The sequence below is a fragment of the Micromonospora sp. CA-269861 genome, from assembly GCF_050948505.1.
Lineage (GTDB): Bacteria > Actinomycetota > Actinomycetes > Mycobacteriales > Micromonosporaceae > Micromonospora.
Genome location: NZ_CP192014.1, coordinates 2264119 through 2290488 on the forward strand (window position 1 = coordinate 2264119; position 26370 = coordinate 2290488).

Below are 26370 nucleotides of genomic sequence, written 5' to 3' on the forward strand. Positions count from 1 at the left end.
ATCCGCCGCCGTGACGTCGGGTCAGCTGCCCGGGGTGTCGCCGGGACGGGTCTGTTCGGCCAGGAACCGTTCCAGTTCCGCGCCGAGTTCGTCGGCCGTGGGCAGCGGGCCGGCGTCCGGGGCGAGCAGGCTCTTCTCGCCCCGACCCCGGGCGAACGCGTCGTACTGCTCCTCCAGGGCCTGGACCAGGGCGGCGGCATCCTCGGTCTGGGCGACCTGCCTGTCGATCTCCACCCGGACCACCTCGGCGGCCGAGCGCAGCCCGTCGCCGGGCAGCAGCAGGCCGGTGCTGCGCGACACCGAGGTGAGCAGCACCTCGGCGGCGGCCGGGTACTCGGTCTGCGCCACGTAGTGCGGCACGTGGGCGGCGAAGCCCAGCGCGTCGCGGCCCTGCTCGCCCAGGCGGAACTCCAGCAGGTGGCCGACGCTGCCGGGCACCTGGACGCGTTGCAGCCAGGGCTCGTAGCCGCCGATCAGCTCGGGGCGGGTGGCGTGCGCGGTCACCCCGGTCGGTCGGGTGTGCGGGACCGCCATCGGGATCGAGTTGAGCCCCACTGTGAGCCGGACGTCCAGCCGGGCGGCGAGCCCGGCGACGGCGGCCACGAAACGCTCCCACTGCAGGTCCGGTTCGGGGCCGGTGAGCAGCAGGAACGGCGTCTCGTCGTCGTCGCGCAGCAGGTGCAGCTCCAGCTTGGGCGCGTCGACGCTCTCCCAGTGGTCCTCGACGAAGGTCATCACCGGTCGTCGCGATCGGTAGTCGAACAGCTGGTCGACGTCGAAGGTGGCGATCGGCCGACCCTCCAGCGAGGTGAGTAGCTGCTCACGCGCCAGTCGGCTGGCGTTTCCGGCGTCCACGAACCCGGTGAGGGCCTGGATGAGGACCGGCTGCCCGAGGTCGGGCAGATCGTCGGTGAGCTCGTAGAGCTCGTGTGGGTCGAGCACCGGTGCGGACCTCCCTGAAATGTGCCTGCGGGGTGCCGTCGCGACGGAGGGCACCCGTTCGGGCAACGTACCCGCCATCCTGGTGCATTCCTGCGTCGGGCGATCCGTTGGCCGGGTGGTGGGCGTGACCGGACTAATCGCCTGTTTACGCCACCAGGCCGAGCCGATTGGCCGATCGGCCGAGGGGTGGTTCGGCCCAAAGGCCGAGTTTGTCGATCATGTCAGGCTCGGAGGTCGGATGTCCGGCCCTGTCACGGGCCGTGCCGGTCCGCGTGCGACGCCAGCTTCATCCGGTACGCGAGGTCCGTTCCCCGGGCGGGTCGACCCGACCGGGTCGTCCACCAGTACGGGGCCGATCTGTGTCGAGCACCACGTGATCACCGTGCGTGATCAGGGTTTTCACCTGCCTAGCCTCGGTTGATGCGTGACGACGGCACCCTCGACGACCCGTACGCCCCGAGCAGCCCCACTGCCGATACGGAGGATGGCACCTCAACCGAACGGACAACTGCCGCGAGCCGGCTCCGGGCGTACGCCCGGGACCTGACCGGTCGACGCCGGGCGCAGGTGGCGCTGGCCACCGGTGTGGTGTGCTGCCTCGGTCTGACCGCCGTCGTCCAGGTTCGCAACGGGGACGCCGACGCGGCGACCCGGGGTGGTTCGCTCTCCAGCTCCGAGTTGGCCCAGCGCGCCGAGCAGCAGCGCGCCTCCCGATCCCTCGACCGCACGGCGGCCCCGAGCACCTCCACCGCTGCCCCGTCCGCGCGCCCGAGCGATCCGGACACCACCGCGTCGGCCCGCAAGGTCGCCCCGGCTCGCCCGACCGACCCGGCGCCCGTCGCCGGGCTGGACGAGGACCAGATGGAGAACGCCGAGGCGATCGTCCGCGCCGGCCGCAAGATGGGGGTGCCGCGCAGGGGCCTGGTGATCGCGGTGGCCACCGCCATGCAGGAGAGCAATCTCTACAACGTCGCCAGCGGCGTGCTGCCCGAGTCGCAGGACTATCCGCACCAGGGCGTCGGCTGGGACCATGACTCGGTCGGGTTGTTCCAGCAGCGTTCCAGCAGCGGCTGGGGCCCGGTGGGGCGGCTGATGGACCCCGAGTTCGCCACCCGGCAGTTCCTCACCGCGCTGGAGCAGGTGCCCGGCTGGCAGCGGATGCGGCTCACCGATGCCGCCCAGGCGGTGCAGGTCTCCGCGTACCCCGAGCACTACCAGCAGCACGAGTGGCGGGCCACCCGGGTCGTCGACGCCATCGTGCCGGCGGGGCGGTAACCTACCGCCCACTATGGACGGTCAGGGTTGAGGCTGTCGCATCCCGGGTACATGTGTTGCGGGTTCGGGGTACACATGACTAAGGGATCATCGACAGGAGGACGCCATGTCACTGATGCAGCGGATCACCACGTTCCTGAGATCACCGAAGGGGCAGCAGTTGGTCGAGCGAGGTCGTCGCGAGATGGCCAAGCCGGGCAACCAGCAGAAGCTGAAGGGGTTGGCGGCCCGACTGTCCAACCGCCGCCGCTGACCGCTCCATCGGCCGCCCTGTCCACCGTTCCCACACCTGGGGAGACCTGGTGACCGACACCCCGCCCGTCGGCGGTCAGCCCGCCGCACCTACTCCGCAGCCGTCCGTCGACCTGCCGGCCGGGCCGGCGGACGCCCCCGAGGGTCCGCCGGCCCGGCTCTGGGACCGGATGCGTGACGACCCGCAGTACGCGCCGGAGCACCTCGCCCTGGAGGCGGTGCGCCGCCTCGGGCCGGAGGCCGTGCAGTGGGTCGGTCGCGCCCGGGCCGAGCAGCCCGGGGTCTCCGCCGACGTGCTGGCCGACCAGGCGGCCCGCAAGTTCGTCAACCTGGCCCGGCTGTCCGGCGCGGTCTCCGGCGCGGCCGGGCTGCCCGGCGCCGTGATCGACGTGGGCGTGCTGGCCTGGACCCAGGCGCGGATGGTGCTGCACATCGCCGCCGCGTACGACGTCGACCCCCTGCACCACGACCGGGCCACCGACCTGTTGGTGCTCCAGCGGGTGCACAAGGTCGCCGAGAGCGCCCGGTTGGCGCTCGGCGTGGCCGCCGGCCGGGAACGCGCCGACGCGCTCTTCGGCCTGGGTGGCCAGCGTCCGCTCGGTCGGGTCATGCTGCAACTCGGCATCCGGCTGGCCCAGATGGCCGGCGTCCGGGCCGCGAAGCGGATGGTCGCCAAGATCGTCCCCGGTGCGGCCATCGTGCTCGGCACCTGGGCCAACTCGTCGGCTACAAAGGACCTCGCCCAGCGGTCCCGGGCCCTCTACCGCTCCCGCGGCAACGCCGTCCCGGAGCCACGCCAGCCCTGACGGTCCACCCGTCCGGGGTCGCCGGTCGGCCAGGCCGGATCAGGTGGCCAGGCCCGAGGAGCGCCAGGTCACCTCGGCGATGCGGCCCTGGCCGGTGGCGTTCGGGTGGAACCAGTCCAGCGGGTTGAGCAGGTCCAGGGTGAACCGGACCTTGTGCAACGCGCCGCCGTCGTGGCGGCACCGTGACCCGTACGCCCGGCAGGCCGCCTTCAACTCGGCGTTGTACGCGCCGATCCGGTCCCGGACGGCCGCCCGACGCGCCCGGTCGGCGGGCGCGGTCGAGGTCGCGTCGGCCAGCAGGGCCGGGCAGACGCCCCGCCGCCACGCGCGGGTCGCCCGCGCGTCGTCGTGCCCGACCTCCCAGAGCCGGTACAGGTCCGGGATGCTCACCACCAGCACCCGGGCCTTCGGCCGGCCGGTCCGCAGGACCCGCAGCCCCCGGTCGACGTCGGAACGGAACTGCGCCACTGGTGTCATCGCGTCCAGCCCGCCCCGGCAGACGTCGTTGGCGCCGATCAGCACTGTGACGTAGTCGGGGCGGTCGCGTACCGCCGCCTGGGCCTGACCCTCCAGGGCGTCGGCGCGGGCGCCGGGACGGGCGTGGTTGTACGTCCGGTCGCGGATCGCCGTGTTCTGTTCGAGCAGCCGCCGGTAGTGGCTCTGCACCCGCAGCCCGTCCCCGGTCGACCAGGAGTTGCGCTCGCAGGAGGTGAGCACCAGGCAGGAGGCGAAGCCGGTGCTGATCGAGTCGCCGAGGGCGGCGATGCCACCGGGCCCGCTCGACGGCGGGGCGCTCGTGGTGGGGCGGGGTGTCGCTGAGTTGCCGCCCTCGCAGGCCAGCGCGACGAGCGCCGCGAGACAGGCCAGGGCGGCGACCCAGCGTCGAGGCATGACGTCTCCCGTTCCCGCAGCACAGAGCGACAGCGCGGTAACTCTATGCGCAGGACGTGGTTTACCGGGAAGTTGCTGTCGGGTATGCGGCAGAGCGCCGACACAAGGGCCGTCGGGGTGCTATGCGTCCCGCCGGAGGGCCGGCTGACCGCCCCGCCAGGGTGCCGGCTGGCCGTGCAGCCACCAGTGCAACGCCCGGGTGATCCGGGGCAGCACCAGATAGGTCATCAGCGGGGTCAGGCAGAGCGTCATCAGCAGCACCCGGGCCGCCAGCGGCACCGCGTCGAGGAAGCGGCTCGTCAGCAGGGTGGCGGTCAGACTCAGTGGGAAGAACGCCAGCCAGATGGTCACCGCCTGCTTCCACCGGGGCGGCGACGCGGGCGGGACCGGCTCCACCGGGTCCACCGAGTGCTCCAGCGGCCTGTCGAACCAGCCCTCGATCCCGGTACGCCGCTCGACCCGGGCGTGCTCGACGATGCCCTGCGCCGAGCTGAGCCACCAGTGCCGCTGCGGGGACTCCTCCCACCGGCGCAGCGTCTCGGCGTCGGCGAAGCGGTAGAGCATGTGCCACTCCGGCGAACCGGGGCCGCTCTGCACCCAGCCGGCACCGAGGAACCCGGGGAACGCCTCGGCCAGCGCGGTGCCGGCCCGCATCCACGCCACCATCTCGCTGGCCCGGCCGGGGTCGACGCGGCGGGCGATGGAGACGGTCACCGGCACGGCGAGGGTCATTGACATGCGCCCATCCTGCGGTCGAGCGGGGCCGCAGCGCGAACGGATGTGCCGGAGCACACCGGCCCGCGGGTGTGGAGGCGCGCAGCACCGGTTAACCCGGCCGATCGGGGGTAGGTCGGTGGGTATGACGAGATCGCAGCCCCGGCGCGCCCGTGGCACGGTCGGCCACGCCAACAGCGCGCTGAACCTCCGGCTCACTCTCGCCGGCTTCGGGCTGGTGATCATGGTGCTCTTCGCGGTGCTGGCGTTCTGGGCCGGCATCGCCTGGCTCGGCGTGGTCTGCGCGATCTTCGCCGTGGTCGCCGTGGTCGACCTGGTCGTGATCCAGCGCCGCCGCGCCGCCCGGCGCCGCGAGGAGCCGGGCGTACGACACTCGTTGTTCGAGTGACAGGAGGACGAGATGCCCCACATCGCCACCACCAACCCCGCCACCGGACAGGTGCTCAAGACCTATGAGGCGATGTCCACCGAGCAACTCGACGATGCCATCGAGCGCACCGACCTCGCGTTCCGGCAGCTGCGGGAGACGACTGTCGACGAGCGCGCCCGGTGGATGAACGCCGCGGCCGACCTGCTGGACGCCGAGCGCGACGAGATCGCGCGGATCATGACCACGGAGATGGGCAAGACGTACGTCGCGGCGCAGGCCGAGGTGACCAAGTGCGCCACGGCCGCCCGCTTCTACGCCGACAAGGCCCCCGCGTTCCTCGCCGACGAGCCGGCCGACGCCGACGCCGTGAAGGCGACCCGGGCGTTCATCCGGTACCAGCCGATCGGCGTGGTGCTCGCGGTGATGCCGTGGAACTTCCCGCTCTGGCAGGTGATGCGCTTCGCCGCCCCGGCGCTGATGGCCGGCAACACCGGCCTGCTCAAGCACGCCTCGAACGTGCCGCAGACCGCGTTGCTGCTGGAGGACGTGTTCCGGCGAGCCGGCTTCCCCGAGGGCGCCTTCACCACAGTGCTTGTCGACTCCGAGGCTGTCGACCACATCCTCAGCGACCCCCGGGTCCGCGCCGCGACGCTCACCGGCAGCGAGCCGGCCGGCCGGTCCATCGCGCAGATCGCCGGACGGGAGCTGAAGAAGACAGTCCTCGAACTCGGCGGCAGCGACCCCTTCGTGGTGATGCCCTCGGCGGACGTGGACCGGGCCGCCGAGGTGGCCACCACCGCCCGCTGCCAGAACAACGGCCAGTCCTGCATCGCCGCTAAGCGGTTCATCGTGCACACCGACGTGTTCGACGCCTTCGCCGAGAAGTTCGCCGCCAACATGGCCGCGCTGCGCGTCGGCGACCCGATGGACCCGAACACCGACGTCGGGCCGCTGGCCAGCGAACGTGGCCGCGACGAGGTGCACGCCCAGGTCCGCGACGCGGTGGACAACGGCGCGACAGTGCTGTGCGGCGGCGAGCCACCGACCGGCGACGGCTGGTTCTACCCGCCGACAGTGGTCACCGACCTGACCCCGCAGATGCGGATGTGGTCCGAGGAGGTCTTCGGCCCGGTCGCCGGCCTGTTCCGGGTCTCGTCGTACGAGGAGGCCATCGAGATCGCCAATGGCACCAGCTTCGGGCTCGGCTCGAATGCCTGGACCCGGGACCCGGCCGAGCAGGAGCGCTTCGCCACCGACCTGGACGCCGGCAACGTCTTCGTCAACGGGATGACCACCTCCTACCCGGAGTTGCCGTTCGGCGGTGTGAAGAACTCCGGCTACGGGCGGGAGTTGTCGGCGCTGGGCATGCGGGAGTTCTGCAACACCAAGACGGTCTGGGTGGGCGAGGGCGCCGCCTCGGCCGGCGCCGGCGCACACGCCGAGTAGTTCGGGGCGCGGTACGCGTCAGCCGGTGCCGTCGTGGGTAGGAAGTGTGCCCATGACGTCGTTCGGATTTCACGCATCGCACGAGCAGATCGGTCCGCGCGCCCTGTTGGAGGCGGTGATCCACGCCGAACGGGCCGGCTTCGACGCCGCCATGTGCTCCGACCACTTCTCCCCGTGGAGCGCCCGGCAGGGCGAGTCCGGCTTCGCCTGGTCCTGGCTGGGCTCGGCGTTGCAGGCCACCGGCATGCCGTTCGGTGTGGTCAACGCGCCCGGTCAGCGATACCACCCGGCGATCATCGCGCAGGCCATCGGCACCCTCGGCGCGATGTACCCGGGCCGGTTCTGGGCTGCCCTGGGCACCGGCGAGGCCAGCAACGAGCACATCACCGGCGACCCGTGGCCGCGCAAGGACGTCCGCGCCGCCCGGCTGCGCGAGTCCGTGGACGTGATCCGCGCCCTGCTGGCCGGCGAGGAGGTCAGCCACGACGGCCTGGTCCGGGTCGACCGCGCCCGGCTGTGGACCCGCCCCGAGCAGCCGCCGGCGCTTGTCGGCGCCGCCGTCAGCGTGGCCACCGCCCGCTGGTGCGCCGAGTGGGCGGACGGGCTGATCACCGTGAACGCCCCGGTGGCCCACCTCCGCGAGATGATCGACGCGTACCGGGACGCCGGCGGGCGTGGGCCGCTGCACCTCCAGGTGCACGTCTCCTGGGCGCCGGAGCAGGCGCAGGCCGAGGCGATCGCCCACGACCAGTGGCGCAGCAACGTCTTCGCCCCTCCGGTCTGCTGGGACCTGGAGACCGTCGAACACTTCGACGCGGTCTCCGCCGACGTGCCGGCACAGCGGGTCGCCGAGGTGGTGAACGTGTCGGCGGACCTGGGCCGGCACGTCGGCTGGCTGGAGGGGTACGCGCAGCTCGGCTTCGACCAGATCGCCCTGCACCACGTCGGGCAGGAGCAGCGCGGCTTCATCGACGCGTTCGGCGCGGAGGTGCTGCCGAAGCTGCGCCCGGGCGGGTGATCGAGGCCGGACAGGCGTACCCCTAGGCTCGTACCCCATGGAAAGCCTGTTTCCGGTCGTCGTCTTCCTGGCGATCGCCACCCTGGGCGCCGCGTTGGCCCGCCGGCTCGGCCTGCTCGCGCCGATCGTGCTGGTCGTCCTCGGCCTGGCGCTCTCGTTCGTGCCGGGCTTCCCGCAGGTGGAACTCGACCCGGAGTTGGTGCTGGTCGGCATCCTGCCGCCGCTGCTCTACGTGGCCGCGCTGGAGACCTCGGTGCCAGCGTTCAAGAACAACATCCGGCCGATCCTGCTGCTCGCGGTCGGCCTGGTGTTGTTTACCGCGTTCGTGGTCGGGTTGGTGCTGCACCTGCTGTTGCCGCAGCTGCCGTTCGCGATCTGCCTGGCCCTCGGGGCGGTGGTCGCCCCACCCGACGCCGTGGCCGCCACCGCCGTCGCCCGCCGGGTCGGGCTGCCCCGCCGGGTCGTCACCATCCTGGAGGGCGAGAGCCTGGTCAACGACGCGACCGCGCTGGTGCTGCTGCGGGTCGCGACGATGGCCACCATCGGCTCCGCCGTCGGCACGGGCGAGATCGCGATCGAGGTGCTGCGGTCCACCGGCGGCGGCATCCTGATCGGGGCGCTCGGGGCGGTGGTGTTCGGCTTCCTGCACCGTCGGATCAGCGACCCGCTGCTGGACAACGCGCTGTCGTTGATCATCCCTTTCGCTGTGGTGTTCACCGCCGAGCACCTGCACGCCTCCGGGGTGGTCGCGGTGGTCGTCACCGGTCTGGTGCTCGGGCACAAGCTGCCCCAGTTGCTGTCGGCGGCGTCCCGGTTGCAGGTCGGCGCGTTCTGGCGGCTTGTCCGGTTCCTCCTGGAGGGCCTGGTCTTCCTGCTGGTCGGGCTTCAACTGCGGGAGGTGCTGCGCGACCTCGACGAGCCGATCGGCTCGCTCGTCCTGATCACCTTCGCGGTGCTCGCCACCGTCTTCCTGACCCGGTTCGTCTGGCTCTTCCCGGCCACCTATCTGGCCCGGTTGGTCCCCCGGGTCCGCCGCCGTGACGCCCGGCCGTCACCGAAGTTCCCGATCATCATCGGCTGGGCCGGCATGCGGGGCGTGGTGACCCTGGCCGCCGCGCTGGCCCTGCCGCTCACCCTGGCCGGCGACGAGCCGTACCCCAGGGCGTTGTTCATCTGGCTGGCCTTCGCCGTGATCGTGTTCACCCTGGTCGGCCAGGGCGCCACCCTGCCCCTGGTCGCCCGCTGGTTGAAGCTGCCGCAGGACGACCCGGTGCAGGACGCGCTCTCCGCGGCCGGCGTGCAACAGCAGGCCAGCAAGGCCGCCCAGGACCGCCTCGACGAGTTGGCCGACAGCGCCCCGGACGCGGTGGTGGACCGGTTGCGCCGAGCGGTGGAGGACCGCACCAACATGGCGTGGGAACGGCTCGGCGGCGACGAGCGGGAGACCCCGTCGCAGGCGTACGGTCGGCTGCGACAGGAGATGATCGACGCCGAGCGGGATGTTTTCCGGGCGGCCCGGGACTCCGGTCGGATTCCCGAAGAGGTGTTGGTGCAGGCCTATCGTGACCTGGACCTGGAAGAGTCGTTGCTGCGAGAGGTAGAGAAGTGAGCTGTCAGCACCTGACCGAGGCCGGTGCCGCCGAGCCCCGCACCCCCGACGAGTGCGCGGACTGCGTCGCCATCGGCGACACCTACTGGGTGCACCTGCGTACCTGCCTGAGCTGCGGGCAGGTCGGCTGCTGTGACTCGTCGCCGAACCAGCACGCCAGCAAGCACTTCGCGTCCACCGGCCACCCGGTCATCCGCTCGGCGCAGCCGGGCGAGGCCTGGCGCTGGTGCTTCGTCGACGAGGAGATCGGCTGACCGTCGGCGTCACGGGGGACGGGCATGATTGACACGGTCATCTTCGATGTCGGTGGGACCATCCTCGACGAATCTCACGAGTTCGCGGCCTGGGCCGACTGGCTCGGCGTTCCCCGGCACACGTTCTCGGCGGTCTTCGGCGCGGTGATCGCCAGGGGTCTGGACTATCAGGAGACGTTCCGGGTCTTCCGGCCAGATTTCGATCTCGCGGCCGAGTTGGAGCGTCGGGTGGCCGCTGGCCAGCCGGAGTCCTTCGCCGAGGAGGATCTCTACCCGGACGCGCGAGGCTGCCTGGAGTCCTTGAAGGACCAGGGCCTGTTCGTGGGCCTGGCCGGCAACCAGCCGGCTCATGCCGAGGCGACCCTGCACGCTCTCGACCTCCCCGTGGACGTGATCGGCACGTCGCACGGCTGGGGCGTGGCGAAGCCGGCACCGGCGTTCTTCGAGCGGGTCGTCGAGGCTGGCGGTGGTGTCGCGTCGTCCATCCTGTACGTCGGTGACCGACCCGACAACGACGTACGGCCAGCCCTGGAGGCTGGCATGAAGACGTGTCTGATCCGGCGTGGCCCGTGGGGGCACATCCTCGACCCCTCCACCGTGGCCGAGCGGTGCCTGTTTCGGATCGACTCGCTGGACGAACTTCCGAGCCTTGTCGCGAAGCACAACGCGGCAGGTGGCCAGCTTCCCAGCAGCGCGGAGCAGACCTGAGCGTCGCCAGCGTGAGCACTGGTCGGCGTCGTGGTTACCGGACGTCAGGGCATGCCGCCGGAGTCGCTGGTGACGCCGGCATCGCTGGCCTGGCCCTCGTTCCCGCCGTACCCCTTGCCGCGCAAGCTGCCGCGGCGCTGACGGTGCTGTTGGTGCCCGCTTTCCCTGATCGCCTGGCGGGCTCGGCGCATCGTCTCGTCAGCCCCGATGGCGCGGATACGACGTCGTCGCCGTGCGAGGACCAACAGCGTGGCGGGCAGTACAACCGCCGCGCCAACCAGGATCCACATCGGACCGTTCATGCTCGCGATGGTAGGCGCGCGGGTCCAGCCGAGGTGGTGGTCTCCCTTGCGGGAGGCCACCACCTCGACGAGGGTTGGTCAGGCCAGTGAGCAGGCCGCTCCGTTGACGGTGACCAGGCCGGGGCTCGGGTTGGCGCCGCCGGCTGTCGTCGCGTTGAAGCCGAACATCACCGTGCCGCCGGGTGCGATCTTGGCGTTGTGCGACTCGTTGCGCGCGGTCACCGTCGCGCCGGACTGGGTGACCTTCGCCAGCCACGCGTCGCGTACCCGCTGGTCACCGGTGAACGCGAAGCGCACGCTCCAGCCGTTGACGGCCGCGGCACCCGTGTTCCGGATGGTCAGTTGCGCGGTGAACCCGGTGCCGCCCTGCCAGGCGCCGTAGTTGGTGTAGCTCACCGAGCAGGTGGTGGCCGGCACCGCGCCGGAGTCACCCTGGTCGGCCAGGAACGAGGAGATCCAGGCCAACGCCGAGTTCCAGTTGATCGCCACCTCGTTCGTCGCGTACGAGTTGATGTCGTCGACGTAGCAGAACATCGGCGCGCAGCCGGCCAGCAACTGCGCCGCGAACGGGTCCTGGAGGGCCGCGTTCGGGCCACCGGCGATCGATCCGGCCGGCGGGCGGGGCAGGCTCGGGTCGAGCTGGTGGCCGAAGATCCGGCTGTGCTGGTTCTGCGCGGCGTGCTCTCCCCACCCGGTGACGTAGGAGATGTTCAGGGCGTTGCGGCCGAAGATGTAGTCCATTGCCTGCACGGCGCCGTCGCGGTAGACGGGGTTGCGGGTCAGGTCGAACGCGGTGGCAAGCACCACGGCGTTGTTGATGACGTTGCTGTTGCCACCCCAGAAGTAGCTGTTGGCGTCACCGGGCATCGGCAGCCCGTACGCCTGCCGGCGCAGCTCGGCGAGGTACGTGTCGGCGGCGGCGGTGACCGAGGCGCGGACCCGGGTCAGATCGGCGGCCGGCAGCCCGTTCGGCACGGTGGCCAGGTCGAGGCGGCCCAGCGCGGCGACGCTCTGCCAGCCGAAGCCCCGTGCCTCGAACACGTTCCCGGTGTGGTGCGGCGACGCGGTCAGGTCGGCCAGGTAGTTCTGCGCCCCGGTGGTCAGGTACAGCTCGGCCGCCGCCCAGTAGAACTCGTCGGTGACGTTGCTGTCGTCGTACGCGCCGCCGCCGGTGCCGTCGGTCGGGCTGGCGTACACCGCTGGGTGGGCCTTGGCCGCGGTGTAGGCCGTCTTCGCGGCAGTGCCGCAGCGGGCCGCGAACGCCGCGTCGTAGGGGGCGAAGAGGCGGGCGCACTGGGCGGCGGTGGCGGCGAGGTTGAGGGTGGCCGCGGTCGACGGTGGGTGCAGCTCACGCGGCTGCGGGTCGTCCTGCGGGGCGAGCGGCAGCCCGGTCCAGTTCTGATCGTGGATCTTGTGGTGGACCATGCCGGCGAGCGGCTTGCCGGCGGGCACCTGCATACGCAGCAGGAACTCCAACTCCCAGCGGGCCTCGTCGAGGATGTCCGGCACCCCGTTGTCGCGCTCGGGCACCCGCAGCGTGCCGTCGGCGAGCCCGGCGCCGCCGCCGGCGGTGGCCGCCGTCTTGGTGCGCTCGAAGGTGTTCAACAGCTGGTAGGTGGCGATGCCGCCGTTGACCACGTACTTGCCGTGGTCGCCGGCGTCGTACCAGCCGCCGCGCACGTCGAGGGAGTAGTCGCAGACACCCGGCTGGCAGGGCACGTTGGTGTCGCCCTGGTTGGGTGCGACGCCGAGGTGGCCGGCGGGTCGGGCGTACTCGTCGCCGATCAGGTCGCCGTCGATGGCGATGCCGCTGCGCTGGGCGTAGAAGAACTGCAACGAGTCGGAGCGCAGCTGGTTGTAGAGCGACCCGGAGATGGTGAACGGGTGGCTGGTCTCGCCGTCCACTGTGAGCGTGAGCCCGGTGCCGGGGGTGCGGTAGCCGGAGAAGTCGACGGTCTGCACGTTCTGCCCGGAGGCGGCGTCGACACCGCGAGCGGTGGTGGTGCCACTGGCCACGACGACGCCGGCGGCGTTGCGCAGCTGCCAGGGCAGCGCGGTGGTGGCCTCGGTGACGACGGTGGCGTTCTTCGGGCCGCCGGGAAGGTAGCCGACCTGGTTGACGCGCACCCGTGGCCCGGTGTCCGGCACGTACGGCTCGGGTGGTTCGCCGCCGCGCAGCGAGACGTCGTCCAGGCAGATGGTCTGCGCCTGGGCGGAACCACCGACCTGGAAGATCAGTTGGGCGTTGGGGTTGTCGTCCGGGACGGTGAAGGTCTGCTCGACCCGCTGGAGGGTGCCGGTCGCGGCGGCGTCCACGGCCGCGTACGTGGTGTACGGGGCGCTGCCGAGCTGCAGGACGGCCTTGACCGCGGCGCCGGGAGTGGCGGAGACCGCGAAGCCGAGGGTGTATTCGGCGCCGGCGATCAGCGGCACGCCGTCCTGGCCGATGCCGGCGTCCCACGGGTTGGCCAGCGTACCGGGGACTGTGGTGCAGAGCTGGCCGTCGGTGACCGCCAGCGGGCCGGTGCCGAAGGAGAACCAGGGGCTCACCCCGGCGCTGAAGTCGCCGTTGTCGATCTGCTCGGGGGCGTCCGGTGGCGGGTCGGCGTGGGCCGCGCCGGCGCCCGCGCCGGTGAGGGCCAGAGTGGTCGCCGCAGCCAACAGGAGGCGGCGTCGGGATGGCGTCACGGGGAGTCCTTCCGGGACGGGAATGGGGACGGTGGTGGCAGCACATGCTGGGAGCGCTCCCAGGTATCGGCTCGATGTTTCCAGTGCCGGTACGCCATGTCAATTGATCTGGTTGGATGGGTTCTGGCGTCCGACGAGGGCGGTCGGTCCGACGGGCGCGTTCCGGCGCGCCGCCCCCCGGACGTGAGATTGGCCGCGCCACGCGCCGTCGTCCTGATCTCCTAGAGACAACTGCGCCCTTCGCCTGGCAGGCTGCCTCCCATGACCCTGAAGCTGCGTTCCGTGGGAACGAGCGACCGTGGGCTGATCCGCAGCGGAAACCAGGACGCCCTGCACGCCGGCACCTGGCTCGTCGCCGTCGCCGACGGCATGGGCGGGATGGCCGCCGGCGACCTGGCCAGCGCCCTCACCATCGACGCGGTCGCCCCGCTGGACCTGGAGACACCCGAGGACGCTCTGGTGGCCGCACTCGAGGGTGGCATCGCGCTGGCCACCTCCCGGATCCGACAGGCGGTCGCCGAGGATCCCGAGCGCCAGGGCATGGGCACCACACTGACCGCCCTGCTCTTCGCCCGTACCGGCAGTTGCCTGGCCCTCGCGCACGTCGGCGACTCCCGGGCCTACCTGTTCCGCGAGGGCGTGCTCAAGCAGGTGACCCGGGACGACACGTTCGTCCAGATGTTGGTGGATCAGGGCGTGATCACCGCGGACCAGGCCAGCAGCCATCCGCGCCGCGCCGTGGTCACCCAGGCGTTGCAGGGTGACGAGGTCTCCCCGTCGTACGCGACGATGGTGCCCCGGGCCGGCGACCGCTGGCTGCTGTGCAGCGACGGCCTCTCCAACGTGGTCCGACCGGACACCCTCACCGAGGTGCTCAGCGGCTATCCGGACCGGGACGCCTGCGCCGGCAAGCTGATCGACCTGGCGCTGCACGCCGGCGGGCCGGACAACGTCACAGTCGTCGTGGCCGACGTCGTCGAGGAGTAGGCCCGGCGCTCAGCGCCGACGCGGCGTGGCGTGCCGGGTGGGTGTCGCCGTTCCCGGATCCTCCGGCCACGGGTGCCGGGGATAGCGCCCCCGCAGCTCGGAGCGGACCTGCGGATAGCCGGTACGCCAGAACGACGCCAGGTCGGCGGTGACCGCCACCGGCCGGCCGGCGGGGGAGAGCAGGTGCAGCAGCACCGGAACCCGGCCGTCGGCGATGCGCGGGGCCGCCGACCAGCCGAAGGTCTCCTGGAGCTTCACGGCGAGCACCGGCGCGCCCGGGTCGCTGTAGTCCAGCCGGATCCGCGAACCACTCGGCACCTCGATCCGCTCCGGGGCTAGCTCGTCGAGGCGGGCGGCCTGCGCCCAGGGCAGCAGCCGACGCAGCGCCGACGAGACGTCCACCCGCGCCAGGTCGGCCCGGCGTCGCGCGGCGGCCAGCTCCGGGCCCAGCCAGCTCGGCGCGGCGTCGAGCAACGGGCCGTCGCCGACCTCCGGCCACGGATCGCCCAGGTGGTGCCGGAGGAACGCGAGCCGCTCGCGCAGCGCCCGTGCCGCTGGCGTCCAGGGCAGCAGTCCCAGCCCGTCCTGCCGCAGGCCGGTCAGCAACGCGGCGGTCACCTCCGCCCGGTCCGGCCGGTCCAGTCGCCGCTGGACCAGCTCGATCGCGCCCAGCCGGGTCACCTCCCGGGCCACCACGTCCCCGTCGGACCAGCCGACCTCGCGGCCGGTGCGCAGCAACGGACCGGCCGCCTCCGGGCCGTCGCCTCGTCCACCGGGGAGGCCCGGCGGATCCGGGCCGACGGCGCGCCGGGGTGCGGTCCGCGACAGCGACCGCCAGCCAGTCGGAACCGGCCAGCCCCGAGCCGGCGGCCAGCTCCGCGGCGGTCCCGCCGGTCATCAGGTACGCCGAACCGCCCGGCCGCCGCACCCGGGCCAACCGTTCCGGGTACGCCAGACCGACGAGCAGCCCGGCGGCGAGATCGTCGCTCAGCCCACCCGAACCGGTGCGGCCGGTGGCGTCGGCGCTGCCCTTCGGTGGTGCGCCGGTCGGCAGCGCGGCCCGCAGCCGGCGTACCTCGGTGCGCCAGCGGGCGGTCGCGCCCGCGTCCACGCCGGTGCGCAGCCGACGCCAGCCGGCGACCAGATCGTCACCGGGGCCGGCCGCGCTCTCCTCGGCGAGCAGGGCGACCACCTCGGCGGCCCGGTCGGCGCCGACCCGGCCAGCGCCGTCGAGCAGGGCCCGGGCCAGCCGTGGGTGCGCCCCGGCGGCGGCGATCGACCGCCCCCGCGCCGTGATCCGACCGTCGGCGTCGACAGCGCCCAGGGTCTCCAGGGTGTCCCGGGCCACTGTCATCGCGGCGGCCGGCGGCGCGTCGGGCAACGCGAGCCCGACGCCGTCCGGTCGGCCCCAGGCGGCCAGTTCCAGCGCGAAACCGGTCAGGTCGGCGGTGGCGATCTCCGGCTCGGCGCGGGCGGGCAACCGCTCGTGGGTGGCCGCCGACCAGCAGCGGTAGACGTACCCGGGGCCTCCCGGCCGGCCCGGCCGGCCCGCTGGGTGGCGGCGGCGCGGGAGACCGGCACGGTGACCAGCGCGCCCAGCCCGCGGGCCAGGTCGATCCGGGGCACCCGGGAGAGCCCGGCGTCCACCACGATCCGCACGCCCGGGACGGTCAGACTGGTCTCGGCGAGCGCGGTGGCCAGCACCACCCGCCGTCGGTCCGCGCGACGCAGCGCGGCGTCCTGCTCGGTGCCGCGTTGACGGCCGTGCAGCGGCAGCAGCGCGACAGCGTCCCGCAGGTCGGTCAGGCGGCCGGTGACCGCCGCGATCTCGCCGGCCCCGGGCAGGAAGACGAGCACGTCGCCGTCGTGCTCGCGCAGCGCCCGCCGGACGGTGGCGGCCACGTGGTCGAGCAGGGCCCGGTCCACCGGGCCGGCCCCGGGTGGGGCGATCGGGCGTGCCGGGGCGTCCAGATCCGCTGCACCGGGTGCAACGCCGAGTCGGCCCGCACCACCGGGGCCGGGCTCGGCCCGCCCAGCAGCGCGGCGAACCGGTCGGTGTCCGGGGTCGCCGACATCGCCAGCAGCCACAGGTCCGGCCGCAGGGTGGCGCGCGCCTCCACGGTGAAGGCCAGCGCGAGGTCGGCGTCGAGTTGGCGTTCGTGGCACTCGTCGAGCAGCACGGCGCCCGTGCCGGGCAGCTCCGGGTCGTGGTGCAGCCGTCGGACCAGCAGGCCGGTGGTGACCACCTCGATCCGGGTGGCCGGGCCGACCCGACGCTCGCCGCGCACCGCGTAGCCGACCCGCTCACCGACCCGCTCGCCGAGCAGTTCGGCCATTCGCCGGGCAGCGGCACGGGCCGCCACCCGGCGGGGTTGGGCGATCACCACTCGACCGGTCACCCGGTCGGCCACGGCCAGCGGCGCGAGGGTGGTCTTGCCGGTGCCCGGCGGGGCCACCAGGACACCGGCGCCGGCCGCGTCGAGTTCCGCGACCAGCGCCGGCAGCACCGGACGGACCGGCAGGTCAAGTGTTACGTCGGAGAGCACGGCCCAGTCTCGCACCGGCGCGGGTGCGTCAGGAGCGACGGACCTCGCCGACGCCGAGCACGAAGGCCCGCCAGGCCGTTGCGCCGAAGGCGAGCACCGGGCCGGAGCGGTCCTTGCTGTCCCGGACGGCGACCTGACCGTCGACTGTCGCGACCTCCACGCAGTTGCCGTTGCCGCTGCTGCGCGTGCTGGTGCGCCAGTCCGCTCGGGTCAGGTCGTACGCCGTCATCCGCGGTACCTCTCGTCTGCGTCGGCGTGCCGCAGAAGCGGTCACGCAAAGTTACGAGAAGCATGCTCAAGACGGGTCAACGACGCCGTCGGATCGAGCGCCATCCGGCACAGCTCCTCGTGCAGAAGGCTATACCCGAGCACATGATCGGCTTCCTCCAGAGCCAGCCCCATCGTGAGGTTATCCAGGTAAACCACGGAGGCGTCGGCGGCATCGGCGAAGTTGAGGATCACGTACGGGGTGCTCATCGCCGGGTGCCCGCCGGCCGCGAACGGAAGTACCTGAATTGTCACGTTGGGTAGTTGCGCGATCCGGCTCATGTGGACCAGTTGTTCGGCCATCACCGCGGCCCCGCCGACCGGGCGCAGGAGCACGGCCTCATTGATCACCACGAACAGGTCGACCGGGTTGTCGCGGCGCAGCACCTCCTGCCGGCGCAGCCGGGCGGCGATCTTGCGCTCCAGGCCGTCCTCGCCGGCGGTGCGCCGGAAGATTTCCCGGGCGTACGCCTCGGTCTGCAACAGCCCGGGCACCGACTCGGCCTCGTACGTGCGCAGCGCAGCCGCCTCGGCCTCCAGACCGACGTAGAACTCGAACCACTCGGGGAGCACGTCGCTGTAGTTCTGCCACCAACCGCGCTGCTGGGCCCCCCGGGCGATCTCGATGAGCGCTTCGGCATCCGAACCCGTGACCTCGTACAGCGCGAGAGCGGCCCGGACGTCGCGCGGTTTGATCCCGATCTGCGCGGTCTCGATCCGGGAGAGGTTGCTCTTCGACATGTCGAGCTGACGGGCGGCCACATCGAGGGTCATGCCCGCGCGTTCCCGGAGTTGGCGGAGCTCCCGTGCGATGCGGCGTCGCCGAACGGTCGGGCTGGCGGCGGGTCGGATGGTGGGGGTGGCGGTCACCGTCCGAGTCTGCCACGACAAGATCCGCAGGTCGCGCCTGCACGGAGTGCAACTTTCAAATCTGGGAGTTGCGTTGCAGTAGCTGTCGGTGCATCCTTTCCCGGTCGCGATCACTGTGGACACACCTGTGCGGGAGGACCGTTGCTCATCGCCGACGAGTTCTTCCTGATCGCACACAACGACAGTCGTGGAAAGGCCAAGCTGCACCCGGCGGCGACCGGGCTCGGGCTCGCCGGTGGGCTCCTCGGCGAACTGATCCTCTATGGACACATCACGGTCATGGCCGGGCAGGTCAGCGTCATCGACAGGCGTCCACCCGCCGACGCGCTGGCGCACACAGTGCTTGACCAGTTGGTAGGCGAGTCCCAGCACCGGGAATTGCGCACCTGGCTGAGCTTCCTGGCGCAGAGCGCGACAGCCTCGGTCGGGGAGCGGCTGGCCCGCGCCGGTGTGCTGCGCCGCCAGGAGAGTCGCCGGCTGCTGCGTACCACTGTCAGCTACCTGCCGATCGACCTGAACGCGGTGGCGTGGCCTGCCACCCGGCTGCGGGCACTGCTGGAGCGGCCGGATCCGCCAGGCGTGCCGGACGCGCTGCTGCTCGGTCTGGTCGTGGCCGCGGGGCTGACCCGCGAGGTGCTGTGGAGCGCCGGCCCCCGCGCCCACCACCGGCTGAACGTCCTCATCCCCGCGCTGCCGGCACCCCTCAAGGAACTCGTCGGGCACACCGAGGCCGCCGTCGGCGCCGCCGTGCTCCGCGGTATCCCCTGATCCCCCGGTAACCCCCAACCCTCCCCTCGACAATCGGAGTAGTCGTATGCCCCCGACATCGACAGTCGACCGACCCAGCAACGTCTCCGAAGCCCTGGCCCGAGGCCGTCTCGGCATCCCCTCGGTGATCTTCTTCGTCCTCTCCGCCGCCGCGCCGCTGACCGTGGTGGCCGGCGTCGTCACCACCGGCTACGGCGTCATCGGGGTGACCGGAATCCCGCTGGCCTTCCTGCTGATCGCCGCGGTGCTCGCCCTGTTCTCGGTGGGCTACGTGGCGATGTCCCGCCGGGTGGAGAACGCCGGCGCCTTCTACGCCTACATCTCCCGGGGCCTCGGCCGACCGGCCGGCGTGGGCGCCGCCTGGGTCGCGCTGATCGCCTACAACGCGCTGCAGGTCGGGCTGTACGGCACCATCGGTGTGGCGGCCGAGCCGGTGCTCGACCGGCTCTTCGGTGGGCACCCGCACTGGGCCGTCGTGGCCCTGGTGGCGTGGGCGTTGGTCGGCCTGCTCGGCCTGCTCCGGGTCGACCTCAACGGCATGGTCCTGGCCGCGCTGCTGGTCGCCGAGATCGTGGTGGTCCTCATCTTCGACCTGGGCCAGATCGGCAACCCGGCCGGCGGCGAGGTCAGCTTCGCCTCGTTCTCGCCCGACAACCTCTTCGTGCCGGGCGTCGGCGCGGTGCTGGTGCTGGCCGTCCTCGGCTTCGTCGGCTTCGAGTCGGCGGTGGTCTTCAGCGAGGAGAGCAAGGACCCGAAGCGGACGGTGCCGCTGGCCACCTACCTCTCGGTCGCGATCATCGCCGGGCTGTACGCGTTGTCGTCCTGGACCATGACTGTCGCCGTCGGGCAGGACCAGATCGTCGCCGAGGCCGGCGAGCAGAGTGTCGGGCTCATCTTCAACCTGGCCGCCGCGCAGCTCGGCGACACCGCGGTCACCATCGGGCAGGTGCTCTTCCTGACCTCGGTGCTGGCCGCGATGATCTCGTTCCACAACACCACGGCCCGCTACACGTTCGCGCTCGGTCGGGAGCGGGTGCTGCCGGCGGTGTTCGGGCAGACCTCGGCCCGTACCGGGGCGCCGCGGGCCGCCTCGGTGGCGCAGAGCATCCTCGGCCTGCTGGTCATCCTGCTGTACGCGGTCAACGGCTGGGACCCGGTGGTCCAGCTCTTCTTCTGGGTCGGCACCACCGGCGGCTTCGGCGTCCTGCTGCTGATCGCCACCACCTCGGTGGCGGTGATCGCCTACTTCGCCCGCTCCGCCGACGGCGAGAACCTCTGGCGGCGGGCAGTCGCACCCGGCCTGGCCACCATCGCGCTCTTCGTGATCATCTGGTTGGCCGTCTCGAACTTCGCCAACCTGCTCGGCGTCGAGCCGGACTCCCCCCTGCGCTGGGCACTGCCCGCCGCGTACCCGGTGGCTGCCCTGCTGGGCATCGGCTGGGCCCTGCTGCTGCGCAGCAACCGTCCCGACACGTACGCCCGGATCGGCCTCGGCGCGGCGAGCGCCGCCGCCGTCGTCAAGCCGGAGGCGCCGGCTGTCGTGGAGGTGACCCGATGAGCGTGGTCATCGAGCGGCTCGGGCCGGAGGAGACCACCCTGGTGGCGAATCGGATCGCCGAGGCGTTCACCGTCCTGGAGGTGACGTACTGGCTGGTACCCGACGCGAGCAAGCGGGAGGCCGTGCTGGCCGGAGACTTCGAGATCCTGGTCGGGCACGCGATGCGGCACGGCATGGTCCACGCCACCGCGGACCGGGCCTCGGTCGCGGTCTGGTTTCCGTCGGTCGGCGAGCCGGCGCCGCCGCCGGTCGACTACGACGCCCGACTGGCCGCCGCCTGCGGCGAGTGGACCGACCGGTTCCAGCACCTGGACGAGCTGTTCGCGGCGAACCACCCGCATCCGGATCACCACCACCTCGCGTTCCTGGCGACCCAGCCGGGCCGGCAGGGGCAGGGGTTGGGTAGCGCGCTGATGCGGCACCACCACGCCTGGCTGGACGCCAACGGCATGCCGGCGTACCTGGAGGCGAGCAGCCCGCGCAGCCGGGACCTGTACGCGAAGCACGGCTACCTGGCCGGCGAGCCGTTCCGGGTGCCCGACGGCACGCCGTTCTGGCCGATGTGGCGGGAGCCGGTCGCCCTCTGACCCGACCCCACCGCTACACCATGCGGTCGCGCTGTCACGCATGCGTGACAACATGCGCAGCGAGGAGGGCCGGGTCCACGGACCCGGCCCTCCTGTCGCGAACTGATCAGTACGTGCCGTCGAGCTGGCCGCGCAGCTTGGTCAGCGCCCGGGTCAGCAGCCGCGAGACGTGCATCTGCGAGACGCCGATCTGGTCGGCGATCTGCGACTGGGTCAGGTTGCCGTAGAAGCGCAGCGTCAGGATCTTCTGCTCGCGCTCGTCGAGGGTGGCCAGGGCCGGGCCGAGTGCGACCCGCAGCTCAGCCAGCTCGAACTCGCTGTCCTCGCCGCCGAGCATGTCGCCCAGCTCGGTGGCGCGCTCGCCGTCACCGGTCGGGGTGGACAGCGACACCGCGTTGTACGCGCGGGCGCCTTCCAGGCCCTCCAGCACCTCTTCCTCGGTGAGCTTGAGGTGCGCGGCGATGTCGGCGACCGTCGGCGAGCGGCCGAGGGTCTGCAGGAGCGAGCTGTTGGCGTCGGAGATGGCCAGCCGCAGCTCCTGGAGCCGGCGGGGCACCCGGATGTCCCAGGTGCGGTCGCGGAAGTGCCGCTTGAGCTCGCCGATGATGGTGGGGATCGCGTAGCCGGCGAAGTCGACACCGCGCGACGGGTCGAACTTGTCGATGGCCTTGATCAGGCCGATCGCGGCGGTCTGGGCCAGGTCGTCGTTCGGCTCGCCACGCCCGCTGTAGCGGTGGGCCAGGTGGTTGGCGAGCGGCAGCCAGGCCTCGATCGCCCGGTCCCGCAGCGCGGCGCGCGACGGGTGGTTGGCGGGCAGCGCCGCCATCGCGTTGAGCAGGTCGGCGGCGCTGTCGGTGAGAGCGCGCGGGTCGAGCTTGGTGGTGGCCTTGACGGCGGCGCTCGGCTGCTCGGTGATCGTTGGCGCGGTCATGGGTGGTCCTCCCTGCACCTCGTCCGCTGACGAAAAAGACGTGACGCTTTGGTTTAGCTTCGAATAGGCCGTTCGGGAGTCACCTTAACCTGATCGTCTCCCCGAAATCTAGCCGAAAGGCTGATGTACTTAAGGCGTGTTTTACCGCAAAAGGGGCAAGCGGCGCGGAAATTCGGGTGACTGTGAAGATCCTTACCCGCTTTTCCGGCCGCAGACCGCTGCCCGGTCGTTCGACCGGTCCGGCCGATCGGCTCCCGGGTCGCGTCGACTGGTCAACATGAAATCCGACAAGTCGGCAGGAGTGTCGACTATCCGTCGTTGTCCCGCTGGCGGGACCGGCCGTAGCGTCGCGTGTACACACCCGGTTCGGAGGCACCGTGCTCGATCCAGCCGCTCCCCAGCTCGTCGTGAACAGTCGCACCCTCTACTTCAGCTGGCTGCCGGCCGATCCCGACGCGGTCGCCGCGCTGGTCCCGCCGGGGCTCAGCCCCCGCCCGGACCGGCAGGTCTTCCTCAACCAGTACATCGTCGACGACGAGACGCAGACCTCCGGCTTCGGCGCGTACTCGCTGACCTACCTCGGCGTCTCACTGGTGGGCGTCGACGCGCCCGGCGGCCTCAACCCGGGTGGCTGGTGGACGCACTACGTGGCCTCCAGCCGGCGGGTCCGTGAGTACGCTGTCGCCCGCGGCGCACCCGTGCTCGCCGGGCGTACCCGGATCGAGGTGAACGGCGAGCACCTGCTCTCCGAGACGGAGATCGACGGCACGACGTTGCTCCGGGCACGGTGTCGCGTGGGGGAGACCGGGCACGTGATCAGCAGCGGGCACCACCGCTACTTCACCAGGCGCGACGGCCAGCTGCTCAGCTCGGCCTACCCGTTCGTCGCCGAGCCGGTCGCCCCGTTCGAGATCGAGTCGGTGGAGTTCCTCCAGCCCGGCCACCCGGTGTACGCGCTGCGCCCGGCCAACCCGCTGACCATCGGCTTCGGCTACTACTCACCGCGCTCGTCGTTCGCCTACCCCGGCGGGCTGAGCGTGCACGCGGTCGGCGCACCGGAGCCGGCCCGACCGCTTCACCAGGTGCCGGCCAGCCTCGCGCGCAGCGGCCTGCCGTCCGGGTCGTAGACCAGCCGGTACACCGGAAGCGCCCAGGCCCGGGTGTACCACGGCAGCCGCTCGGGGCGGTGCGGGCGCAGCCGTCCGGGCGGCCGTTCCCCCGCCTGACCGTCGTCGTACCACTGCTGTAGCGCGTCGGCGGCGGCCGTGACGGCCGCGACGGCGTCCGCCGGGTCCAGCAGGTCGGCGTCGTCCGCGCCGTCCGGGTCACGGTCCAGGTGCTCGCGCCACAGCCGCAGTCGCAGGTCCCGGGCGAAGCTCCGCGCGCCGTCGCCACGCCCAGCGGGGTCGGTGGGCTCCCGCTGGTCCGCGGTGTCGTCGAGCACCGCGCAGGACAACTCGCTGTCGTGCGTCCAGGACCGCCGGTTGAAGTTGTCGCTGCCCACGCTGGCCCAGACGTCGTCGATCACGCACACCTTCGCGTGCACGTAGACCGGGTCGCCGGCGTGGTTCTCCACGTCGAACACGTGCACCCGGTCCGGTGCGGCCCGCTCACAGAGCGACAGCGCCTGCTCGCGCCCGACCATGTTCGGCGGCAACGCCAGCCTGCCGTCCACGTCCGGGTGGCGGGGGACGACGGCGATCAGGTGCAGGTCCGGGTTGTCCCGCAGCGCGTGCGCGAACAGGTCCGCGACCTCGGCCGACCAGAGGTACTGATCCTCCAGGTAGATGAGTCGGCGGGCGCGGCGTACCGCCTTGGTGTAACCGCGGGCCACGGTCCGCTCTCCGTCCGGTGCGAACGAGTAGCGGGGGCGGACGGCGGGGTAGGTCCGCAGCACCTGGATCTGGTGCGGACCGCAGGGCGGCGGGTCGGCCGGTTGCTCGGGCAGCGGGTCGGGGCGCAGGTCCGACCCGCGCAGCCGATCCCGCAGGTAGGCCATCGGGTTCTCCGAGTCCAGCGGCATCGGGTCGGTCCAGCGTTCCCGGAAGAGGGTGTCCAACGCGCCGACCACCGGACCGCGCACCGCGAGCTGCACGTCGTGCCAGGGCGGATTGGTTCCGTACCGGGGGGACATCTGCACCGGCTGCGGGTCGCCGTGGTGGGCGGCGTCATCGCGGCGGCTGTGGCACAGGTCGATGCCGCCGGCGAAGGCGACGTCCCGCTCGGGCGCGCCCAGGTGCCGCAGCACCACGAGCTTCTGATGGTGCGAGCCGCCGCGCCGGACCCGTTGGTCCAGCAGCACCTCCCCGCCGGCGGCCGAGATCGTCTCGCTGAGGTCGCGGTTCTCCGCCTCGCTGTAGGCCAGGACGTCGAGGTGCGAGCGCCAGATCAAGCCCTTGACCACCACGCCGCGTTGGGCGGCCTGCGCGAAGAGTTGGGCCACGGTCGGGCCGTCCGGGCGCAGCCGCTGGTCCGGGTCACCCCGCCAGTCGGTGAAGAACAGGTGGTCGCCGGGGCCCAGGGTCTCGACCTCGTCGACCAGCCGGTCGAAGTACGCGGCACCGTGAATCAACGGCTCGGCGAGGTTTCCCGTGGTCCATACGGGTATCCCAGAGACCGGGTTGGCGCGTTCCTCTGCGGTGAGAAACCAGTCCTGCAATGGCACCGTCCAGCCCCCCTGGAGGTCGGCAACGTCCTCACGGTAGGACCCCCGACGCGGGTCCGCACGTCAGGCCGACAGACCAGTGACCTGGCCAACGCCATCGAAAGCGACGCGACAACAGCCGAGGAGGCCACACCATGCCCCGCGACACGACGAATCCCGTGACCGAGAACCGCGAGCCGGCGGTGGAGAGTGAACGGGGTGCGCTGGTAGCGGTGTTGGTGATGGTAATTCTGGGCGTCGCCGGGATTTTTGCGGTCTCCTGAGGCGGTGCCGACGCCCCCGGGGGTGAACCGGAGGCGTCGGCGCCGATCTCGGCGGTTGGCAGTGGTCAGGGCCGGGTGCCCTGGCCGCCGGTGTGCGGGAGCCGCTCGGTGGGGATCACCCCGAGGCGACCGGCCTGGAAGTCCTCGAATGCCTTGAGCAGCTCGTCCCGGGTGTTCATCACGAACGGGCCGTACTGTGCCACCGGCTCCCGGATGGGCTGACCGCCCATGATGTAGAGGTCCAGCGCCGGGGTGTTGCTGTCCTGGGCGGTGTCGGCGCTGAACCGCAGCGCGTCACCCGGGCCGTGCACCGCCAGCTGTCCGGTACGCACCGGCCGCCGGTCGGTGCCGACCGTGCCCCGACCGCCCAGTACGTACACCAGGGCGTTGAAGTCGGGCCGCCAGGGCAGGTCGACCTGCGCGCCCGGCTGCACTGTGACGTGCGTGATGGTGATCGGGGTGAAGGTCGAACCCGGGCCGCGGTGCCCGGCGACCTCGCCGGCGATGACCCGGATCAGCGCGCCACCGTCGGGCGTGGTGAGCAGCGCCGACTCCCGACCGCGGATGTCCTGGTAGCGGGGCGGGTTCATCTTGGCCGAGCGGGGCAGGTTGACCCAGAGCTGGGTGCCGTGGAAGAGCCCGCCACTCACCACCAGGTGCTCCGGCGGCGCCTCGATGTGCAACAGGCCACTGCCCGCCGTCATCCACTGGGTGTCGCCGTCGGTGATGGTGCCGCCGCCACCGTTGGAGTCCTGGTGGTCGAAGACGCCGTCGATGATGTAGGTGACGGTCTCGAAGCCGCGGTGCGGGTGCCACGGGGTGCCCTTGGGCTCGCCCGGCGCGTAGTCGACCTCGCCCATCTGGTCGAGGTGGATGAACGGGTCCAGGTCGGTGGTCGACACCCCGGCGAAGGCGCGGCGCACCGGGAAGCCCTCACCCTCGAAGCCGCTGGGCGCCGTGGTCACCGTACGGACCGGGCGGATCGTGGTGGCCTCGTCGAGTCGAGGCAGGCGGGGAAGGACGAGAACGTTGTCGACGGTGATCGCGGGCATGTCGATGGCTCCTAACGTGGGGCAGGGGTTGTCGAGCCGACCCGCGATGCCCGCAGGCGCTCGCCGAGCCGGTCGAAGACCCGGGTGAGGCAGGCGACCTCGGCATCGTCGAGGTCGTCCATCAGATGGGTACGCACCGACGCCAGGTGGTGGGGTGCGGCTTCCCGTAGGGCGAGCAGCCCGGCGGCGGTGAGCACCGCCTCGCTGCCGCGCCTGTCGTCCGGGCAGGGCTCCTTGCTGACCAGGCCACGACGCTGCATGGAGGAGACCTGGTAGGTGAGGCGGCTGGGCGAGAAGATCAACCGGCTGGCCAGCTCGCCCATCCGTAGCCGCTGCCCGGGTGCCTCGGAGAGCAGGACCAGCACGTGGTAGTCGGCGAAGCTGAGGTCGCTGTCGACCCGCAGGTCCTCTTCCAACTGGGTGTAGAGACGCTGGCTGGCCTCGATGTAGGCGCGCCAGGCGGCCTCTCGGGTGCTGTCCAGGCTCTTGGTCATGCCCATGACGGTAGCACTCTTTAAAAATTTAAGTAACGCTGTTGAGCGTTGCCTGGGTCACTTGTTCGTGCCATGACGGTGAAATC

General features: G+C 71.9%; 26 protein-coding genes and 1 pseudogene. 15 read left to right on the top strand and 12 right to left on the bottom strand.

Annotation, left to right across the window (positions count from 1 at the left end; translation table 11 throughout):
- Positions 1-21 precede the first annotated feature (21 nt).
- Complete coding sequence (locus ACQP0U_RS10360) at positions 22-942, bottom strand: proteasome assembly chaperone family protein (protein WP_433317892.1); 921 nt, start codon at positions 940-942, stop codon at positions 22-24.
- 420 nt (positions 943-1362) lie between these two features.
- On the opposite strand from ACQP0U_RS10360, the gene ACQP0U_RS10365 reads away from it, so the two are divergent.
- From ACQP0U_RS10365 to ACQP0U_RS10375, 3 genes are all read left to right on the top strand, one after another.
- Positions 1363-2217: a peptidase M23 gene (locus ACQP0U_RS10365; protein ID WP_433317894.1), complete on the top strand. Its 855-nt coding sequence runs from the start codon at positions 1363-1365 to the stop codon at positions 2215-2217.
- 106 nt (positions 2218-2323) lie between these two features.
- Positions 2324-2470: a hypothetical protein gene (locus ACQP0U_RS10370; protein ID WP_167457721.1), complete on the top strand. Its 147-nt coding sequence runs from the start codon at positions 2324-2326 to the stop codon at positions 2468-2470.
- 49 nt (positions 2471-2519) lie between these two features.
- Complete coding sequence (locus tag ACQP0U_RS10375; protein ID WP_433317896.1) at positions 2520-3275, top strand: EcsC family protein; 756 nt, start codon at positions 2520-2522, stop codon at positions 3273-3275.
- A gap of 39 nt (positions 3276-3314) precedes the next feature.
- On the opposite strand, the gene ACQP0U_RS10380 is transcribed toward ACQP0U_RS10375, so the two are convergent.
- Both ACQP0U_RS10380 and ACQP0U_RS10385 read right to left on the bottom strand, forming a co-directional pair.
- The gene (locus ACQP0U_RS10380; RefSeq protein ID WP_433317898.1) at positions 3315-4166 is read right to left on the bottom strand and encodes a GDSL-type esterase/lipase family protein; all 852 of its coding nucleotides are present in this window, start codon (positions 4164-4166) and stop codon (positions 3315-3317) included.
- A 120-nt stretch (positions 4167-4286) separates the two neighbouring features.
- Positions 4287-4904 carry an antibiotic biosynthesis monooxygenase gene (locus ACQP0U_RS10385; protein ID WP_433317900.1) on the bottom strand — a complete coding sequence of 206 codons (618 nt, stop codon included), beginning with the start codon at positions 4902-4904 and terminating at the stop codon, positions 4287-4289.
- 121 nt (positions 4905-5025) lie between these two features.
- On the opposite strand from ACQP0U_RS10385, the gene ACQP0U_RS10390 reads away from it, so the two are divergent.
- Genes ACQP0U_RS10390 through ACQP0U_RS10415 form a run of 6 tightly spaced genes read left to right on the top strand, consistent with a single transcriptional unit; the run spans position 5026 to position 10306 of the window.
- On the top strand, positions 5026-5289 hold the full coding sequence (locus tag ACQP0U_RS10390) for a DUF6343 family protein (RefSeq protein ID WP_433317902.1): 264 nt from the start codon (positions 5026-5028) through the stop codon (positions 5287-5289).
- A 12-nt stretch (positions 5290-5301) separates the two neighbouring features.
- On the top strand, positions 5302-6717 hold the full coding sequence (locus ACQP0U_RS10395) for an NADP-dependent succinic semialdehyde dehydrogenase (RefSeq protein WP_433317904.1): 1416 nt from the start codon (positions 5302-5304) through the stop codon (positions 6715-6717).
- Between the two features lie 52 nt (positions 6718-6769).
- Positions 6770-7735 (top strand): TIGR03885 family FMN-dependent LLM class oxidoreductase, encoded by a 966-nt coding sequence (locus ACQP0U_RS10400; RefSeq protein ID WP_433317906.1) that lies wholly within the window; start codon positions 6770-6772, stop codon positions 7733-7735.
- A 37-nt stretch (positions 7736-7772) separates the two neighbouring features.
- Positions 7773-9344: a Na+/H+ antiporter gene (locus ACQP0U_RS10405; RefSeq protein ID WP_433317908.1), complete on the top strand. Its 1572-nt coding sequence runs from the start codon at positions 7773-7775 to the stop codon at positions 9342-9344.
- Positions 9341-9598: a UBP-type zinc finger domain-containing protein gene (locus tag ACQP0U_RS10410; RefSeq protein WP_091401591.1), complete on the top strand. Its 258-nt coding sequence runs from the start codon at positions 9341-9343 to the stop codon at positions 9596-9598. The genes ACQP0U_RS10405 and ACQP0U_RS10410 overlap by 4 nt, the downstream gene beginning before the upstream one ends.
- Before the next feature lie 24 nt (positions 9599-9622).
- A complete protein-coding gene (locus tag ACQP0U_RS10415) occupies positions 9623-10306 on the top strand; it encodes an HAD family hydrolase (protein WP_433317910.1) in 684 nt (227 codons plus the stop codon).
- 44 nt (positions 10307-10350) lie between these two features.
- Here ACQP0U_RS10415 and ACQP0U_RS10420 read toward each other — a convergent pair whose 3' ends face one another.
- Positions 10351-10608: a hypothetical protein gene (locus ACQP0U_RS10420; RefSeq protein ID WP_433317912.1), complete on the bottom strand. Its 258-nt coding sequence runs from the start codon at positions 10606-10608 to the stop codon at positions 10351-10353.
- Positions 10609-10686: 78 nt separating this feature from the next.
- Positions 10687-13296, bottom strand: a complete 2610-nt coding sequence (locus ACQP0U_RS10425) for a glycoside hydrolase family 9 protein (RefSeq protein WP_433317914.1) — start codon at positions 13294-13296, stop codon at positions 10687-10689.
- Positions 13297-13557: 261 nt separating this feature from the next.
- On the opposite strand from ACQP0U_RS10425, the gene ACQP0U_RS10430 reads away from it, so the two are divergent.
- Positions 13558-14283, top strand: coding sequence for a PP2C family protein-serine/threonine phosphatase (locus ACQP0U_RS10430; protein ID WP_433317916.1), 726 nt, complete (start codon positions 13558-13560; stop codon positions 14281-14283).
- A 9-nt stretch (positions 14284-14292) separates the two neighbouring features.
- On the opposite strand, the pseudogene hrpB reads toward ACQP0U_RS10430, so the two are convergent.
- The 3 genes and pseudogenes from hrpB to ACQP0U_RS10445 form a co-directional block, all read right to left on the bottom strand.
- Positions 14293-16829, bottom strand: a pseudogene (hrpB, locus tag ACQP0U_RS10435) (ATP-dependent helicase HrpB).
- A 28-nt stretch (positions 16830-16857) separates the two neighbouring features.
- Positions 16858-17058: a DUF397 domain-containing protein gene (locus tag ACQP0U_RS10440; protein WP_112678514.1), complete on the bottom strand. Its 201-nt coding sequence runs from the start codon at positions 17056-17058 to the stop codon at positions 16858-16860.
- A 41-nt stretch (positions 17059-17099) separates the two neighbouring features.
- Positions 17100-17870 carry a helix-turn-helix domain-containing protein gene (locus ACQP0U_RS10445; protein WP_433320752.1) on the bottom strand — a complete coding sequence of 257 codons (771 nt, stop codon included), beginning with the start codon at positions 17868-17870 and terminating at the stop codon, positions 17100-17102.
- Between the two features lie 237 nt (positions 17871-18107).
- On the opposite strand from ACQP0U_RS10445, the gene ACQP0U_RS10450 reads away from it, so the two are divergent.
- The 3 genes from ACQP0U_RS10450 to ACQP0U_RS10460 are packed head-to-tail and all read left to right on the top strand — an operon-like array spanning position 18108 to position 20879.
- Positions 18108-18734 carry a GOLPH3/VPS74 family protein gene (locus tag ACQP0U_RS10450; protein ID WP_433317918.1) on the top strand — a complete coding sequence of 209 codons (627 nt, stop codon included), beginning with the start codon at positions 18108-18110 and terminating at the stop codon, positions 18732-18734.
- A gap of 46 nt (positions 18735-18780) precedes the next feature.
- Positions 18781-20292, top strand: coding sequence for an APC family permease (locus ACQP0U_RS10455; RefSeq protein WP_433317920.1), 1512 nt, complete (start codon positions 18781-18783; stop codon positions 20290-20292).
- The gene (locus tag ACQP0U_RS10460) at positions 20289-20879 is read left to right on the top strand and encodes a GNAT family N-acetyltransferase (RefSeq protein WP_433317922.1); all 591 of its coding nucleotides are present in this window, start codon (positions 20289-20291) and stop codon (positions 20877-20879) included. The genes ACQP0U_RS10455 and ACQP0U_RS10460 overlap by 4 nt, the downstream gene beginning before the upstream one ends.
- Before the next feature lie 106 nt (positions 20880-20985).
- Here ACQP0U_RS10460 and ACQP0U_RS10465 read toward each other — a convergent pair whose 3' ends face one another.
- Positions 20986-21810: a SigB/SigF/SigG family RNA polymerase sigma factor gene (locus tag ACQP0U_RS10465; RefSeq protein ID WP_196922151.1), complete on the bottom strand. Its 825-nt coding sequence runs from the start codon at positions 21808-21810 to the stop codon at positions 20986-20988.
- A gap of 377 nt (positions 21811-22187) precedes the next feature.
- Here ACQP0U_RS10465 and ACQP0U_RS10470 point away from each other — a divergent pair, with 377 nt between their 5' ends.
- The gene (locus ACQP0U_RS10470; protein WP_433317924.1) at positions 22188-22937 is read left to right on the top strand and encodes a hypothetical protein; all 750 of its coding nucleotides are present in this window, start codon (positions 22188-22190) and stop codon (positions 22935-22937) included.
- On the opposite strand, the gene ACQP0U_RS10475 is transcribed toward ACQP0U_RS10470, so the two are convergent.
- Entirely contained in the window at positions 22886-24475 is a 1590-nt protein-coding gene (locus ACQP0U_RS10475; protein WP_433317926.1) for a phospholipase D family protein, read from the bottom strand. The two genes, ACQP0U_RS10470 and ACQP0U_RS10475, sit on opposite strands and share 52 nt — an antisense overlap.
- A gap of 134 nt (positions 24476-24609) precedes the next feature.
- Between ACQP0U_RS10475 and ACQP0U_RS10480 the strand changes: the two genes are divergently transcribed.
- Complete coding sequence (locus tag ACQP0U_RS10480) at positions 24610-24738, top strand: hypothetical protein (RefSeq protein ID WP_256441970.1); 129 nt, start codon at positions 24610-24612, stop codon at positions 24736-24738.
- Between the two features lie 65 nt (positions 24739-24803).
- Here ACQP0U_RS10480 and ACQP0U_RS10485 read toward each other — a convergent pair whose 3' ends face one another.
- Both ACQP0U_RS10485 and ACQP0U_RS10490 read right to left on the bottom strand, forming a co-directional pair.
- Positions 24804-25790: a pirin family protein gene (locus ACQP0U_RS10485; protein WP_430501065.1), complete on the bottom strand. Its 987-nt coding sequence runs from the start codon at positions 25788-25790 to the stop codon at positions 24804-24806.
- An 11-nt stretch (positions 25791-25801) separates the two neighbouring features.
- A complete protein-coding gene (locus tag ACQP0U_RS10490; RefSeq protein WP_433317929.1) occupies positions 25802-26284 on the bottom strand; it encodes a MarR family winged helix-turn-helix transcriptional regulator in 483 nt (160 codons plus the stop codon).
- Positions 26285-26370: the final 86 nt, after the last annotated feature.